This is a genomic window from Microbacterium sp. HSID17254 (assembly GCF_003989315.1).
In the GTDB taxonomy this organism is placed as follows: Bacteria; Actinomycetota; Actinomycetes; order Actinomycetales; family Microbacteriaceae; genus Microbacterium.
On record NZ_RBLT01000015.1, the window covers coordinates 25,899 to 39,350 of the forward strand.

A 13,452-nucleotide genomic window follows, 5' to 3' on the forward strand; every position below is an offset into this window, starting at 1 on the left:
GCTGGCCACATGGCGGACGAACTCGCGAGATCCTTCGGCGCGGCGGCCGGAAGCTACGAGGCCGGACGACCCGAGTACCCCTTCGAGGCCGTCGCCTGGATGCTGGAGCCGATGGCGGACGGTACGCGGCGGGTGGCCGATGTCGGCGCCGGGACCGGCAAGCTCACGCGGGCGCTCGTCGCGGCTGCCGACGCCGAGGTGGTGGCGATCGATCCGGACCCCGCGATGCTCGCGGCCCTTCGCGACGCCGTCCCCGGGGTGCCCACGTTCGTCGGGACCGCCGAGGGGCTGCCGCTTCCGGACGCGAGCGTGGACGCCGTCGTCCTGGGTCAGGCGTGGCACTGGGTCGAGCCGGTCGCCGCGTCGGCGGAGATCGGTCGCGCGATGCGCCCGGGCGGTGTGCTCGGGCTCATCTGGAACCTCCGCGACGAGCGCGTGGACTGGGTGCGCCGGCTCACCGACATCATGCACGGCAGCAACGCCGAGATCATGCTCGCTGCGGGCGACCCCGTGGTGGCGGAGCCCTTCGGCGCTCTGGCGCAGGAGCGCTGGGAATGGTCGCGCCCCATGACGCGGGAGCTCCTGCATCGTATGGCCGCCTCCCGCAGCGCCGTGATCACCGCCGACGAGGCCGAGAAGGCGCGGATCCGCCGCGAGATGGACGCCCTGTTCGACGAGCTCGGTCTGCGCGGGAACGGTGTGATCGAGGTGCCCTATGTGACGAGGGCCTTCCGCGCGGTCCGCGACTGAACAGGCGTCCGCGCCGCATCAGGCACTTTTCCCACCCTGCCGCCTGACCCTGCGTGGGTGCCTGCCCTCGCGAGGGTGAGGTGGGGGAGAGCGGCGCAGGTAGACTCATACCCCGTGGCTCTCACTATCGGAATCGTCGGCCTGCCCAACGTCGGCAAGTCCACCCTCTTCAACGCTCTCACCAAGAACGACGTGCTCGCGGCGAACTATCCGTTCGCGACGATCGAGCCGAACGTCGGCGTGGTGAACCTTCCCGACCCGCGGCTCCAGAAGCTCGCGGAGATCTTCGGGAGCGAGCGCATCCTGCCCGCCGCCGTGTCGTTCGTCGACATCGCCGGCATCGTGCGCGGGGCGAGCGAGGGGGAGGGGCTGGGCAACCAGTTCCTCGCGAACATCCGCGAGGCCGACGCGATCGCCCAGGTGGTGCGCGGGTTCTCCGACGACGACGTGGTGCACGTGGACGGTGCCGTGAACCCGGCGTCGGACATGGAGACCATCAACGCCGAGCTCATGCTCGCCGACCTGCAGACCGTCGAGAAGGCGATCACGCGGTACGAGAAGGAGGTGCGGGGCAAGAAGATCGACCCGTCGGTCCTCGAAGCCGCGAAGGCCGCCAAGGACGCCCTGGAGCGCGGGATCCTGCTCTCCACGAGCGGCCTCGACCTCGAGCCGATCCGCGAACTCGGGCTCCTGACCGTCAAGCCCGTCATCTTCGTCTTCAACGTCGACGAGTCCGTGCTGACCGACGACGCCCGCAAGGCGGAGCTCGCCGCCCTCGTCGCGCCGGCGCAGGCGATCTTCCTCGACGCGAAGATCGAGTCCGAGCTCAAGGACCTCGACCCCGAGGACGCCGCCGAGCTCCTCGCTTCGACGGGACAGGACGAGTCGGGCCTCGACCAGCTCGCCCGCATCGGCTTCGACACGCTCGGTCTGCAGACCTACCTCACCGCCGGCCCCAAGGAGGCCCGCGCCTGGACCATCCCCAAGGGATCGAAGGCCCCGCAGGCCGCCGGCGTGATCCACACCGATTTCGAGAAGGGCTTCATCAAGGCCGAGATCGTGTCGTTCGACGACCTCGTGGAGACCGGTTCCGTGCAGGAAGCCCGTGCGAAGGGCAAGGCGCGCCTGGAGGGCAAGGACTACGTCATGCAGGACGGCGACGTTGTGGAGTTCCGCTTCAACAACTAGGTATTCGGAGAGCGATGATCGATCACGACAGAGCAACGCTGGCGATCTACAGCGAGTCGCGCACTGTCGCGGAGATCACCGCCTCGCTCCGGCTCGAACCCACCGAAGCTGCGAACATCGGCGAACAGACCCGGTCCGGCCGAGCAGGACGAGCGTACAAGCCCGGTATCTGACCTCTCAGCGGACGACGTGGCTTCTTGACGTGACCGCACGTTCAACGGGCGACGACGAAGGTGTCAATGCGAGCCTGATCACGGACCTCGCCGCCATTGGATGTGAGGTTCGTGGGACCGTCTTCCTCGATGATCATGATGCAGGACGTGACGGAGTGGAGTTCCGCTTCGACGACTGATAGGTTCCGGCTTATCGGAAGGCGGGCGATGTCTCGATCGACAGCACGAACGGCAGCGCTCGCGTCCGTGGGGGTGGTGGCCCTGCTCTTGGTCGGGTGCGGCGCAGAAGGAGCCGGGGACACGTCGAGTGCTCCATCCCCGCCCGCGACCCGCGAGCCCGAGCCCGAGCCCGTGACGGCGGGGGCACCGGAGCCGACCACGACGGACCGCTGCGTCCGGATGTCCGAGGTCGTCAGCTACACCGACGACTGGCGGTGGGAGCGTCGGCAGCCGCTCGTCGACCTCGGCGCCAGGGAGTTCGCGCAGGGGGAGGTGACCCTCGATGACGACGGTCATGTCGTGACGTACACTGTCGCGCCCGGCGACGTCGAGGCGGTGATCGCCGAACGGCTCTGCGCCTACCCGTCCCTCGCCTTGCTGAATCACGTGCGCGATCTCTCCCCGGGGCAGGTGCTCTGGCTCACCCCGGATCCCGACTCGCCCTGGGTGCCGTACTTCAGCCCACTGGATGCCGAGGCCGGATTCGCACAGATCCCCTACCAGAACGCCATGACCGCGGCGGGTCTCGCGGTCGACGCGGGCGACATCGACGGCGTGCGTGCGATCTGGAACGACACCCTGGCGGGCATGTTCACCGACCCCGCCACCATCGAGGCCATCCAGAAGGTGGTCGACGCCGGGGACCCCGACGCGCTGCGCCAGCTCTTCTCCTAAGTCCGCCGAACCCGCGGCCGGAGCGAGGTCTGGATCCCACTCGGTTCGCCTGGGAGAGTGGTGGGGTGCAGCAGGCAGAGACGAGTCGACCGCGGCTCTTGCGGAGAGCCCTGCCGGCGGTCGTCGTCGTGCTCGTGACGTGGCTGCTCCTCTGGCTGGCTCAGGGAGTGCCGACCGTGTGCGCCCTCGCCTTCCCCTGCCCCACGTCGGACGTCCGTGTCGCCCCGGCCCTCCTCTTCGGCGGGCTGCTGCTCGTGCCGACGGCCGTCCTGCTTCTCACGTCCGGATCGCGCCACGGGCGGAGCGGGGTCCGCGCTGTCGCGTGGGTGCTCCTGGTCGGCCTGGCCGTCGTGGGCCTCGGCGCAGTGCTGTTCTCGGGCGGCTTCAGCATCGGTCTCGGTCGCTGACGTGGGACGGCTCAGCGCCGTACACCCGCGTCCGGCCCATGCCGATCCTCGAACGTGCGGAGCGCGCGCCTCGCGCGGCGGGTCTCGACGATACCGACGACGATCCCGGCGGCGAACACGATGATGCTGAGAACGCGCCACAACCCGGCGGGCGCATCGAGGAGGAACGCGACCGTCCAGCCGACCGTCATCACCGAGGAGAACACGATCGCGTAGACGCCCCAGTTCCGCCGCCGTTCCAGCGCCATGCGCTGCTGGATGAGCGACGGCTCCGGTCCGCCCGCGGGCCCGCTCATACCCGGAGGGAGGAACCCTCGTCGCTCGCGGCCGGAATCGGGACCGCAGCGCCGGAGCGGGTGCGGAACCACAGGGTGAGCTCGAACAGGGCGCGCTCCATCGTGGAGTCGTCCGCGCCGTCGACGAGGTCGTCGAAGGAGTCGCGGAAGCCCGTGGGGGCGGCGGTGCTCCCCGTGCGGAACGACCGATAGCCCATCGACCAGTCGGAGAAGAGCCGGGCGGTGATCGGCGTCTCCAGCAGGATGCGCATCGCGCGGTGACGCGGATCGTCGGCGATCGCGTCGACGAGTCGGCGCACGGCCTCGACCGGTCCTTCGAGGACCTGGAGGAAGCGTCCCTGGCGGAAGAGGAGGAGGCCCGTGATGTCGCGGGCCGCGTTCGACCGGCGGCACTGCTCGAGCAGCTGCTCCAGAGCGGTCTCCCGGAACGGCTGCGCCGCCGTGCTGGTGTAGACGAGGCGGAGCAGCCCGTCGGCCCTGGCCGCCGTCACCCCTGCACCAGCTCCGGAGCGCCGAGGGCGGCGTCGCCCTCCGAGGGGCCGGCGTGGGCGACGACCTCCGTGGTCGCGTCGCTCAACGTGGCGTGCAGACCGAGCGGCTGCGCGGACGCGGAGAACGCGGCGAAGCGGCCGTCGGGCTGACGGTCGACGTAGCCGAGGAAGTCTCCGCCGCGGCTTCCGACATGGAAGCCGTCCTCGACGCACGCCCAGAGGACATCCGATGCGGGGTGGGGGGAATCAGGCACGGCTCCACACTACGGCGGGCGGCCGACATCGCCGCGGGCCTTGCGCTGACCCGCCTCGATATGGCACACGCACCGAACGCCGCCTCAGTCGCCGGCGCGCGGTCGTCCCGGCTCCCGCCAGCGCGGCGGCACCGGGGTCGGGGTGATCGGCTCGACGCGGTCCGGCGTCGGCAGGCTCGACGGAACGCCGGCATGCAGGACGAGCTCCTCGCCCGCGTGCCGGATCGTCACCGGTTCGCCCGCGCTCAGCCGGTAGGTCGTCTCCGCCGGCGTGATGTCGACGTGAAGGATGCAGCCGTGCAGCCGCACCCCGAACGCGAGACGGGTGACGCCGTCCGGGAGCTGCGGTCGGAAGGACAGACCGTCGTCGCCCTCCCGCATGCCTCCATAGCCGGCCGTGACCCCCGTCCAGATGCCGGCGAGCGCCGCGATGTGCAGTCCCTCGTCCGTGTTGCCGTGGAGGTCGTCCAGGTCGAGGGCGGCGAGCTCCGCGAGGTACGCCGATGCGAGCTCGAGATGACCCACCTCGGCGGCGATCACGGCCTGCGCGGCCGCGGAGAGCGAGGAGTCACGCACGGTGAGGGCGTCGTAGTAGGCGAACGCCCTGGCCTTCTCCTCCCACGTGAACTCCTCGTGCGCGGTGTAGAGCGCCAGCACGAGGTCGGCCTGTTTCAGCACCTGCTTGCGATAGAGGTCGAAGTAGGGGAAGTGACTGTGCAGCGGATAGTCGTCGGGGCCGGTGGCGTCGAAATCCCACCGGGCGTGCGCGGTGAACCCCGCCGACTGCGGGTGCACCTTCCGCTCCTCGTCGTAGAGCACGGTCATGCCGTCGGCGGCGGCCTCCCACGCGGAGATCTCGTCGTCGTCCACGCCGAGGCGGGCGGCGACGTCCGGATGACGTCGGACGGCTGCCGCGGCTCCGCGGAGGTTCCGGCGGGCGGAGAGGTTGGTGTAGACGTTGTCGTCGACCACGGCGGTGTACTCGTCGGGCCCGGTGACCCCGTCGATGTGGAAGCCGCCGTCGTCGTCCCGGCGCCCGAGGGACAGCCAGAGGCGCGCGGTCTCGACGAGGATCTCCGTGCCCGCCTCCCGCTCGAAGTCCTGGTCGCCCGTCGTGCGGACGTAGTGCATCACCGCACCCGCGACGGCGGCGTTGATGTGGAAGGCCGCCGTGCTCGCGGGCCAGTACCCGGAGCTCTCGCGTCCGTCGATCGTGCGCCAGGCGAAGGACGCGCCGCGCAGGCCGAGCGTGCGCGCCCGCTCCCTGGCGTGATCCAGCGTCGCATGACGCCAGCGCAGTGCCTGGAGCGCGGCATCCGGAGCGGTCGAGGTGAGCACGGGGAGCACGAACGCCTCGAAGTCCCAAAATGTGTGGCCCTCGTAGCCCGAGCCGGTGAGACCCTTGCCCGGCACGGATCGAGCCTCGGCGCGCGCCGACGCCTGGAACACCTGGAACAGCGCGAAGCGCACGGCCTGCTGCAGCCGGGCATCGCCCTCGAGACGGACGTCGCCGCACTCCCAGTACCGATCGAGGACGGCGCGCTGTTCCGCCACGAGCGCGTCCCACCCCAGGCGAGCCGCTTCCTCCACGGCCTCCTCCGCGCGGTCACGCAGCGTCTGCGGTGCGAGGGACGCCGACCACTCGTGTCCGACGACCTTGACGACCTCGAGCTCCTCGCCGGGGGCGAGGTCGACGCGGATGCGCGTGCGCGCCAGATCGTCGTCCACCTCGGTCGTCACCTCCGGCGTCCCCTCTCCGGAGATCTGCACGAGATGGTCCGCGCTCACCGCCACACGCAGACCGCTGCGGCGGGTGCGGTGCAACAGCGTGCTCCGCGCCCTGCGCTCCGATGCCGCGACGGCCTCCAGCGGACGGGCGAGGAGCTCCTGCACCCGCGGATCGTCATGGGTCACGGGAAGCGGCTCGTTCGCGAGCACCTCGGACAGCACGGTGACCGCGAGCGGAGCGTCGAGCGCCTGCACGCGGTAGCGCACGGCCGCCAGCGACCGGTGTCCCAGGGAGACCAGACGGGTCGAATTGATGTGCACCCGACGTCCCTCCGCTGACTCCCAGTCGACCTCCCGGTGGAGGGTGCCTTCGCGCAGGTCGAGGCGGCGGGTGTGCGCATGGACGGTCCCGTGCTCGACGTCGAACGGCTCGTCGCCGACCAGCAGGCGGATGAGCTGCCCGTTCGGCACGTTGATCACCGTCTGCCCCGTCTCGGGGTAGCCGTATCCGTCCTCCGCATACGGCATCGGATGCTCTTCGAACACGCCGTTGAGGTAACTGCCCGCCACACCCCGCGGATCGCCCTCGTCGAGATTGCCCCGCCAGCCGATGTGGCCGTTGGAGAGACCGAAGACGGACTCCTCCTGCGCGAGATGGGCCGTGTCGACGCTCTCGATGCCGACGGCCCACGGCTCGACCGTGAAGCACGCCGTCATCGGCGCGCCCCGGCCCCGAGGCTTCTGTCCGCGGAGGAGCTGAGGATGCCGAGGAGCATGGAGTTCCCTTCTGCCGGAGACCGTGTGCCTCGACGGTATCCGCACCGATGCACCGGCACGAGGGAGTTGCGCCGCGTCGACCCGGTCAGGTAGGCGGTCGGCGACGCGAGCGGCGCCAGGGCGAGAGCACCGCGCCGAGGAGGGCGACGACCGCTGCGGTCCGCCACCCCGGGTGCACCCGTGCCCAGGTGCTGACGCTGCCGCGTCCGCGGTGCGGCAGCCCGCCGCGCTGGTCGGTGTCGCGGAGCGGAGCGACGAGGTTCCCGAACTGCGCCGGAGCGGCGTCGGCCGTGCGCATCATCCGCGGACCGAACCGGCCGAGGGCGGCATCGAGCACGCCCGGCGTGACGCGCTGGACCCCGGTGAGCAGGAGAGCGCCGCCACCGACGTGGATGGTGCGTGCGGGGTGCACGGCGGCATGGAGGATCGCTCGTGCCACGGACCGCGGACGGTAATGCGGATGCGGCCCGCTCGGCCGAAACGCCATCCGGCTGCGGGCATGACGGTAGATCGGTGTGTCGATGACGGCGGGTCGGACCACCGTGATCGTGACTGGCGCGCGCTCGGCACGCAGTTCACGGCGCAGCGCGTCGATCGCTTCTTCCAGCGCGTGCTTGGAGGCGGCATACGCGCCATGCCACGGCATCGCCACCACGGCCTCGGCCGAGCTCACGACGATGATCGTCCCTCCCGAACGCCGGAGCGCCGGCAGTGCCGCCTGGACGCCGTTGAGCTGTCCGATGACGTTGATGTCGAGGACGCGACGGAACTCCTCGGGCGAGGTGTCGGCGACCGGGGCATAGAGGAGCACGCCCGCGTTGCCGACCCAGGTGTCGATCCGCCCGAACGCGTGCGTGATCTGGTCGACCGCGTCCTGCACCGCCAGGCGGTCGGAGACGTCGCACACGATCCCGCGGACGTCCCCGCCTCCCGCGGCGATCTCCTCGACCGTCTCGGTCAGCGCCTGCTCACCGCGGGCGAGCAGGACGACGGATGCCCCCGCTCGCGCGAAGCCGAGGGCCGCCTCCCGGCCGATGCCGCGGGAGCCGCCGGTGACGACGACCACCTGGGCGTCGAGGGGCGGCCGCCGTGCGCGTGTGCGCGGCGATCGCCCCTTCCGCGAGACCGATGGCGGCATCTCACTCCTTGTGGAGCGCGTCCTGCGCGGCGCCGGCCACCTTCTCCACGACGTTCGGCAGTTCGGTCGTGCCGTAGAAGCGCGCGTCGGGGTGGGTGGGCGGAGGCATCTCGGCCGTGGTCGTGGGGCCCTCGTGGTAGCTGAACTCGCCATGTCCGTCCGGCGTCGGTCCGGATGCCCATGTGCCTTCCGCGGCGGCAGGACCGTCGCTGACGCGATCACCGTGTTCGCCGAGCGGTCGGGCGCGCCGGGAGCGCCGACGGTCCTCGTCTACACACACCACGACGTCCGCCACGCCAAGCCGGAGGAGTGGAGCGAGACGGCGCCTTTCACTCCGGTGCTCCGCGACGGGCGGCTCTACGGTCGCGGTGCGTCGGACGCGAAAGGCCAGGCGCTCGCGCACGTCTGGGCCCAGCGCGCGCTCGCCGCCGCGGACGGACCTGATGCGGGGGTGCACCTCAAGCTGCTCATCGACGGCGAAGAGGAGATCGGCTCGCCTCACCTCCAGGGGCTGCTGGAGGGAGACCCCGCACGGTTCGCGTGCGACCTCGTGGTGTTCTCGGACACCCTCCAGTGGGAGGTCGATTCCCCGGCCCCGGTCACCACCATGCGCGGGACGCTCACGGCGACCCTCACGGTGCAGGGCCCCGACCGGGACGTGCACAGCGGTGCCGCGTCGGGCGTGACGGTGAACCCCGCGCTGGTGTTGTCCCGCGTGCTCGCGCAGCTGCACGCCGAAGACGGGAGCATCGCGATCCCCGGCTTCCACAACGGCGTGGCTCCGCTCAGCGACGAGCGGGCCGCGGAGCTCGACGCGCTGCCGTTCGATCCCGACGAGTGGACGCGGCGCACCGAGACGAGGGTCATCGTGGGGGAGAAGGGGTTCACCCCGAAGGAGCGCCTGTGGGTGCGCCCGGCCATCGAGGTGATCTCGCTGCTCGCCGGTGACCCGGAGGGCATCGAGCGCTCCGTCATTCCGCGGGAGGCCATGGCCTCGCTGAGCATCCGGACCGTCGCCGACCAGCGCAACCATGACGTCGCCGACGCGCTCCGCGCCTTCATCGCCGACGTCATGCCCCCGGAGGCGACGTACCCTCTCGAGGTCGACGAGGACATCGCGCAGGAGCCGTATGTCTCTCCTCCGGGGCGGCACCGGGAGGCGCTGGAGCGCGCTCTCGCCCTCGGGTACGGCCGACCGATCCAAGGGGAGGATGGGCAATGCCGGGGGAGGGCCGGCCGAGCTGCTGTCCCGGGAACTCGATGCCCCGGTCGTCTTCCTCGGAACGGGTCTGCCCGAAGACCACTGGCATGCGAGCGACGAGAGCATCGATCTGCGCATGCTCGTCCGCGGCGCCGCGACGCTCGCGCATCTGTGGCGCGAGCTCGCCGCCGCCTCATGACTCCGCCGGGGGATGCGAGGAGGAGGCTCGTCCCCCGGCGGGCTACGCTGGACGCAGGCGCCACCGCCCGGTGCCCGGTCGCAGGAGCCCGGCGCGGACGACGCCTGCGAACCTGACACCGACGGCTTGAGGAGAACGACGCCGATGACCGACACCCAGATCTTCGAGCCCGAGGGCCGCGCCATCCCCTTCGTCGACGAGGGTGACGGGCCGGTCAAGCTCGTGCTCATCCAGGAGCGCGGCCTGGCCGCCGACGTGCTCGGAGTGGTCGGTCACTACCTCGCCGAGGAGGCCGGATTCCACGTGGTGCGGATCGGTCATCGCGCGGATGACGCCGACATCTCGATCGACGACCGCGTCGCGGACGCGCTCGCCGTCATCGACCACCTCGGCCTCGGCGACACGTGGATCGGCGGACACGGCGTCGGCGGCACGATCGCACGGTCATTCGCGCTGGCTCATCCGGAGCGCGTGAACGGTCTCGCACTCCTCGGCGTGGAAGACGTGGAGACGCCCCTCGCCCCGGTGATCCCGGTGCTGCTGATCCAGGGGACGGCCGACGAGGTCACCCCGCCCGCGAACGCCGAGAGCCTGCGCGCCACGGCTCCGGAGCGCGCCAGCATCAAGGTTGTCGAGGGCGGGGATCACCTCTTCCCGATGACGCACCCCATCGAGACGGCCGTCGTGCTCGAGGAGTACCTGGACTGGGACTGAGGGTGACGCCGCGGGTCAGAGGTCGCTGAAGTCGTTCGCGGGGACCATGATCTGCGTGACGGTGTCGCCGTCGAGCACGAACATCGTGTAGATGATCCCGGTGGAGCCCGGGCGGGTCAGGGACTCGGTGTCCGGCACCTCGCGGCCGCCGAGCCCGAGTTCGCTCGCCGTCTCCGGGTCCTCCGCATCCGTCAGCGCCCAGGCATCGGCGGCGCGGAGCTCGGCGCGGGTGCTGCCGACGCGGAATCCGTCCTCGGTGACGACGGGGAGGCCCGCCACCTCGGCCGCGGTGACGGAGACGCTCGCCGGGGCCTCGCCGGTGCTGTCGGCCAGGACGCGCAGGCCCTCCCAGTCGTACGCCTCCAGCGTGGAGGCTTCGCCGGGGAAGATCTCCACGCTCTCCGGCTCGGGAAGCTGGCCGGTGACCTCCTGGAGGAGCTCGAGAAGGGCGGCGGCGTCCGTGTAATCGGCGCTCCGGTCTTCCGCGCCGGTGACCGTCAGACCGTCCAGCGTCACCACGATCTGCGCGGACGTGGTCTCCGTCGGCGTCGGCGATGCGCTGGTGGTCTCCGAGGGACGAGGAGACGCGGACGGCTCGGCCGAGTTCGCGGGAGCACAGGCCGTCACCGCGAGCGCGGTGGCGGCAAGGGCGAGAAGAAGAGAAGCAGGTCGTCGCATGCTCCGATGCTAGAGGCGTTTGCGGCCGGGTGCCCCGAAGGCGCGGACCTCGTTATCAGAGCGTGCTCGGAGACGGACGGACGCCGCGGCCGGGGCGGCCGCGGCGTCCGAAGTCTGAGGTCTCAGGCGACCTGAGGGAGCACGGCGAAGGACACGGAGCCCTCGTCGTCCACGCCCGCGTCGAGGACCTTGTCGTCGAGCGCGGAGGCGGCGGCCTCGTCGAGGAACAGGCGCGTGCCCGACAGCTCGACGACCTGATCGGCGGGCTCCGGGTCGGCGGTCACGGCGACGGCGAGCCGGGCCGCGCCCGAATCGTCCTGCGCCTCGGCGGTGTGGATGCGCAGCCCGGCGGCCGGCGCGTCGTTCTGTCGACTCACAAGGGTCGACACGATGGCGGTGGCGTTGTCGGTGAGGGTGAGCACGAGCTCTCCTTTCCGGTTGGGGCATGACGCGGTCGCGACATGTCCCGGCTACGATTCCCCATCGCCCCGGATCCCCTCGACCCCCTTGCGCCGACGGGGGCGATGCCCTTAACCTCGCAGCCGCTTGCGGAGGAAGACCTGGGCGGTGCCGTCGCCCTGCGGCACCCGTTCGCGCTCCTCGTATCCGCAGGACTCGTACAGCCGGATGTTCGCCTCGCTGAGGCTTCCGGTGAAGAGCTCGGACTCGCGGGCGTCGGAGGCCTGCTCCGCCGCCTCGAGGAGCTTCCGGCCGATGCCCTCGCCCTGCATGTCGGGGGCGATCGCGATCCGTCCGATCAGGAGCAGGTCGTCGTCCTCGACGAACCGGATGGCTCCCACCAGGCGGCCGTCGATCCGGGCACCCAGGCTGCGCTCCGACGTGAGCTCGGCCTCCATCTCGGCGAGCGTCTGGGTCAACGGCGGCATGTCGACGCTCCCGTAGATCGCCGCCTCCGACACGAAGGCCGCCCGTTGGATCGTGAGCACCTCGCCGGCATCCGCCGCGGTCAGAGGGGCGATGACCACCTCGGGTCGATCCTCCTGTGCTGCTGTTCCCACCGTTCCGCCTCTCGTGATGGCCGTGTCGCCTCCCTCACGTTCGGGGGTGCGCCCGGTGGGTGTCAACCCCCTCGAATCGGCCGCGTGGCGGGGTTACCGTGACGGCAGGAGGTCACACCATGGCAGACACGAAGTCCAAGAAGACCAGCAGCTCCCGCAGCAAGGACGGGGCGGCGAAGGCCGGCGTCAAGACCACGCGCCAGCAGAACGCGGAGAAGGGGTTCACGGCATCCCCGACCCTCGCGGCGAACCTGCAGGCCGTGCTCGTCGATCTGCTCGAGCTCTCGCTGCAGGGCAAGCAGGCGCATTGGAACGTCGTCGGACGGAACTTCCGCGACACCCACCGGCAGCTCGACGAGATCATCGAGGACGCCCGGACGTTCAGCGACACCATCGCGGAGCGCATGCGCGCGCTGCACGCCGTCCCCGACGGCCGCAGCGCCACGATCGCGAAGACGACCACGCTGCCGGAGTTCCCGACCGGCGAGGTGTCCACGACGGAGACCATCGACCTCGTGACCGCGCGCCTCGAGGCCGCGGTCGGGACGATGCGCGACGTGCACGACGCCGTCGACGAGGAGGACCCGACGTCCGCCGATCTGCTGCACGCCGTCATCGAGCGGCTGGAGCAGTTCGCCTGGATGGTGAGCGCGGAGAACCGCAGCCCCGCCGGTCGCTGATCGACCCGCTGTCCGACCGCCGCCCTCGTCGCGCTCACGCCGACGGGGGCGGCGGTCCGTCGTGTGATCGCGCCCGCGCTCGGGCGCGCCGCAGCAGGCCGGGCAGCGCCATCCATAGTCCGACCACGAGCATGAGGGACGCGACGAGCGCGATGATCCCGGCGGTCCGGCTGACCGTGAAGTCGATGATGAGGGTCGTGACGCCGATCGTGAGGGCGCCAATCACGAACAGGTCGATCTTCACCAGCCGCGCCGCCGTCCGGACGAGCTCGGGCTTCAGCCGGCTGCCGAACAGGGCCCGGTGGATGCCGACGGGGGCGAGGGCGAGGATCGTCGCGAGAGCGGCGAGGGCCACGAGGACGACGTACAAATCGCGCTGGAACTCGTCCATGTCGGTGAAGCGCGGCTGGAAGGCCACCGCCAGAAGGAATCCGGTGAGGATCTGGGTGCCGGTCTGCATGACCCGCAGCTCCTGCAGCAGCTCCTCCCAGTTGCGGTCCGCGCGCTCGTTCGGGGTCTCGTCGCGGCCGTCGTCGCGGTCGTCGCGCTCGTCCGCGGCGCCACGGGGTTCTGCTCTCATGGCGATAGTCTCGTGGGCACGATCCGCCGCTGTCCAGGACCTTGCGCGGCCCGGCGGAGACGCCTCAGGAAAGGACCCCGGATGACGCTGCCCCCGATCGACGAATGGTGGCCCGAGCTGTCCGACGAGGCGCGCCGAGCGGTCATCGGCAGCGGCTCGCGGCACCTCGATGAGGACGTCCGCGAGGAGATCAGGGAGATCACCGGAGCGGTGGTCGGAATGATCGAGTCGCTGTCCGACGACGACCTCGCGTACGCCCGAGACCACGCGCCCGCGGAGGAGTGA

General features: G+C 71.0%; 18 protein-coding genes and 1 pseudogene. 9 read left to right on the forward strand and 10 right to left on the reverse strand.

From position 1 onward, the window contains the following. The first annotated feature begins 9 nt into the window (after positions 1 to 9). The 5 genes from D8M34_RS10760 to D8M34_RS10775 all read left to right on the forward strand — a co-directional run bounded on the left by D8M34_RS10760 (position 10) and on the right by D8M34_RS10775 (position 3,412). The gene (locus D8M34_RS10760; protein ID WP_126893980.1) at positions 10 to 750 is read left to right on the forward strand and encodes a class I SAM-dependent methyltransferase; all 741 of its coding nucleotides are present in this window, start codon (positions 10 to 12) and stop codon (positions 748 to 750) included. Between the two features lie 114 nt (positions 751 to 864). Continuing rightward, positions 865 to 1,938 carry a redox-regulated ATPase YchF gene (gene ychF / locus D8M34_RS10765; RefSeq protein WP_062766410.1) on the forward strand — a complete coding sequence of 358 codons (1,074 nt, stop codon included), beginning with the start codon at positions 865 to 867 and terminating at the stop codon, positions 1,936 to 1,938. Positions 1,939 to 1,952: 14 nt separating this feature from the next. Continuing rightward, positions 1,953 to 2,111 carry a hypothetical protein gene (locus tag D8M34_RS18890; protein WP_153245003.1) on the forward strand — a complete coding sequence of 53 codons (159 nt, stop codon included), beginning with the start codon at positions 1,953 to 1,955 and terminating at the stop codon, positions 2,109 to 2,111. Between the two features lie 351 nt (positions 2,112 to 2,462). After that, positions 2,463 to 3,005 carry a hypothetical protein gene (locus D8M34_RS10770; protein ID WP_126893981.1) on the forward strand — a complete coding sequence of 181 codons (543 nt, stop codon included), beginning with the start codon at positions 2,463 to 2,465 and terminating at the stop codon, positions 3,003 to 3,005. Positions 3,006 to 3,070: 65 nt separating this feature from the next. After that, on the forward strand, positions 3,071 to 3,412 hold the full coding sequence (locus D8M34_RS10775; RefSeq protein WP_126893982.1) for a hypothetical protein: 342 nt from the start codon (positions 3,071 to 3,073) through the stop codon (positions 3,410 to 3,412). Positions 3,413 to 3,423: 11 nt separating this feature from the next. Here D8M34_RS10775 and D8M34_RS10780 read toward each other — a convergent pair whose 3' ends face one another. The 6 genes and pseudogenes from D8M34_RS10780 to D8M34_RS10805 form a co-directional block, all read right to left on the reverse strand. Next, entirely contained in the window at positions 3,424 to 3,708 is a 285-nt protein-coding gene (locus D8M34_RS10780) for a hypothetical protein (protein WP_126893983.1), read from the reverse strand. Beyond that, positions 3,705 to 4,199 carry a BLUF domain-containing protein gene (locus tag D8M34_RS10785; RefSeq protein WP_238695640.1) on the reverse strand — a complete coding sequence of 165 codons (495 nt, stop codon included), beginning with the start codon at positions 4,197 to 4,199 and terminating at the stop codon, positions 3,705 to 3,707. The genes D8M34_RS10780 and D8M34_RS10785 overlap by 4 nt, the downstream gene beginning before the upstream one ends. Next, positions 4,196 to 4,453 carry a hypothetical protein gene (locus D8M34_RS10790; protein ID WP_025102908.1) on the reverse strand — a complete coding sequence of 86 codons (258 nt, stop codon included), beginning with the start codon at positions 4,451 to 4,453 and terminating at the stop codon, positions 4,196 to 4,198. Before D8M34_RS10790 ends, D8M34_RS10785 begins: the two co-directional genes overlap by 4 nt. Positions 4,454 to 4,537: 84 nt before the next feature. Next, complete coding sequence (locus D8M34_RS10795; protein ID WP_126893984.1) at positions 4,538 to 6,898, reverse strand: glycoside hydrolase family 65 protein; 2,361 nt, start codon at positions 6,896 to 6,898, stop codon at positions 4,538 to 4,540. 145 nt (positions 6,899 to 7,043) lie between these two features. After that, complete coding sequence (locus tag D8M34_RS10800) at positions 7,044 to 8,096, reverse strand: SDR family oxidoreductase (RefSeq protein WP_126893985.1); 1,053 nt, start codon at positions 8,094 to 8,096, stop codon at positions 7,044 to 7,046. A gap of 1 nt (position 8,097) precedes the next feature. Then, positions 8,098 to 8,307: pseudogene (locus D8M34_RS10805) on the reverse strand (manganese catalase family protein); the annotation flags it as partial. A gap of 12 nt (positions 8,308 to 8,319) precedes the next feature. Between D8M34_RS10805 and D8M34_RS10810 the strand changes: the two are divergent. Together D8M34_RS10810 and D8M34_RS10815 are read left to right on the forward strand one after the other, a co-directional pair. Then, positions 8,320 to 9,612 (forward strand): M20/M25/M40 family metallo-hydrolase, encoded by a 1,293-nt coding sequence (locus tag D8M34_RS10810; protein ID WP_161973066.1) that lies wholly within the window; start codon positions 8,320 to 8,322, stop codon positions 9,610 to 9,612. 28 nt (positions 9,613 to 9,640) lie between these two features. After that, positions 9,641 to 10,210 (forward strand): alpha/beta fold hydrolase, encoded by a 570-nt coding sequence (locus tag D8M34_RS10815; RefSeq protein ID WP_126893987.1) that lies wholly within the window; start codon positions 9,641 to 9,643, stop codon positions 10,208 to 10,210. A 15-nt stretch (positions 10,211 to 10,225) separates the two neighbouring features. On the opposite strand, the gene D8M34_RS10820 is transcribed toward D8M34_RS10815, so the two are convergent. From D8M34_RS10820 to D8M34_RS10830, 3 genes are all read right to left on the reverse strand, one after another. Further along, a complete protein-coding gene (locus tag D8M34_RS10820) occupies positions 10,226 to 10,888 on the reverse strand; it encodes a hypothetical protein (protein ID WP_025102914.1) in 663 nt (220 codons plus the stop codon). A 122-nt stretch (positions 10,889 to 11,010) separates the two neighbouring features. Beyond that, positions 11,011 to 11,310: a Fe-S cluster assembly protein HesB gene (locus D8M34_RS10825; RefSeq protein ID WP_085606619.1), complete on the reverse strand. Its 300-nt coding sequence runs from the start codon at positions 11,308 to 11,310 to the stop codon at positions 11,011 to 11,013. 108 nt (positions 11,311 to 11,418) lie between these two features. Further along, a complete protein-coding gene (locus D8M34_RS10830) occupies positions 11,419 to 11,907 on the reverse strand; it encodes a GNAT family N-acetyltransferase (RefSeq protein WP_238695641.1) in 489 nt (162 codons plus the stop codon). A gap of 119 nt (positions 11,908 to 12,026) precedes the next feature. Here D8M34_RS10830 and D8M34_RS10835 point away from each other — a divergent pair, with 119 nt between their 5' ends. Beyond that, the gene (locus tag D8M34_RS10835; RefSeq protein WP_085606617.1) at positions 12,027 to 12,587 is read left to right on the forward strand and encodes a Dps family protein; all 561 of its coding nucleotides are present in this window, start codon (positions 12,027 to 12,029) and stop codon (positions 12,585 to 12,587) included. 34 nt (positions 12,588 to 12,621) lie between these two features. On the opposite strand, the gene D8M34_RS10840 is transcribed toward D8M34_RS10835, so the two are convergent. Then, positions 12,622 to 13,167: a DUF6328 family protein gene (locus tag D8M34_RS10840; protein WP_126893988.1), complete on the reverse strand. Its 546-nt coding sequence runs from the start codon at positions 13,165 to 13,167 to the stop codon at positions 12,622 to 12,624. Positions 13,168 to 13,248: 81 nt separating this feature from the next. Here D8M34_RS10840 and D8M34_RS10845 point away from each other — a divergent pair, with 81 nt between their 5' ends. Continuing rightward, the gene (locus D8M34_RS10845; protein WP_025102919.1) at positions 13,249 to 13,452 is read left to right on the forward strand and encodes a hypothetical protein; all 204 of its coding nucleotides are present in this window, start codon (positions 13,249 to 13,251) and stop codon (positions 13,450 to 13,452) included.

Bases quoted from the DNA above. Each gene is read 5' to 3' on its own strand.
- D8M34_RS10760 (WP_126893980.1), top strand. From the start codon at position 10: ATGGCGGACGAACTCGCGAGATCCTTCGGCGCGGCGGCCGGAAGCTAC.
- D8M34_RS18890 (WP_153245003.1), top strand. From the start codon at position 1,953: ATGATCGATCACGACAGAGCAACGCTGGCGATCTACAGCGAGTCGCGC.
- D8M34_RS10780 (WP_126893983.1), bottom strand. From the start codon at position 3,708: ATGAGCGGGCCCGCGGGCGGACCGGAGCCGTCGCTCATCCAGCAGCGC.
- D8M34_RS10795 (WP_126893984.1), bottom strand. From the start codon at position 6,898: ATGACGGCGTGCTTCACGGTCGAGCCGTGGGCCGTCGGCATCGAGAGC.
- D8M34_RS10800 (WP_126893985.1), bottom strand. From the start codon at position 8,096: ATGCCGCCATCGGTCTCGCGGAAGGGGCGATCGCCGCGCACACGCGCA.
- D8M34_RS10815 (WP_126893987.1), top strand. From the start codon at position 9,641: ATGACCGACACCCAGATCTTCGAGCCCGAGGGCCGCGCCATCCCCTTC.
- D8M34_RS10820 (WP_025102914.1), bottom strand. From the start codon at position 10,888: ATGCGACGACCTGCTTCTCTTCTTCTCGCCCTTGCCGCCACCGCGCTC.
- D8M34_RS10835 (WP_085606617.1), top strand. From the start codon at position 12,027: ATGGCAGACACGAAGTCCAAGAAGACCAGCAGCTCCCGCAGCAAGGAC.
- D8M34_RS10840 (WP_126893988.1), bottom strand. From the start codon at position 13,167: ATGAGAGCAGAACCCCGTGGCGCCGCGGACGAGCGCGACGACCGCGAC.
- D8M34_RS10845 (WP_025102919.1), top strand. From the start codon at position 13,249: ATGACGCTGCCCCCGATCGACGAATGGTGGCCCGAGCTGTCCGACGAG.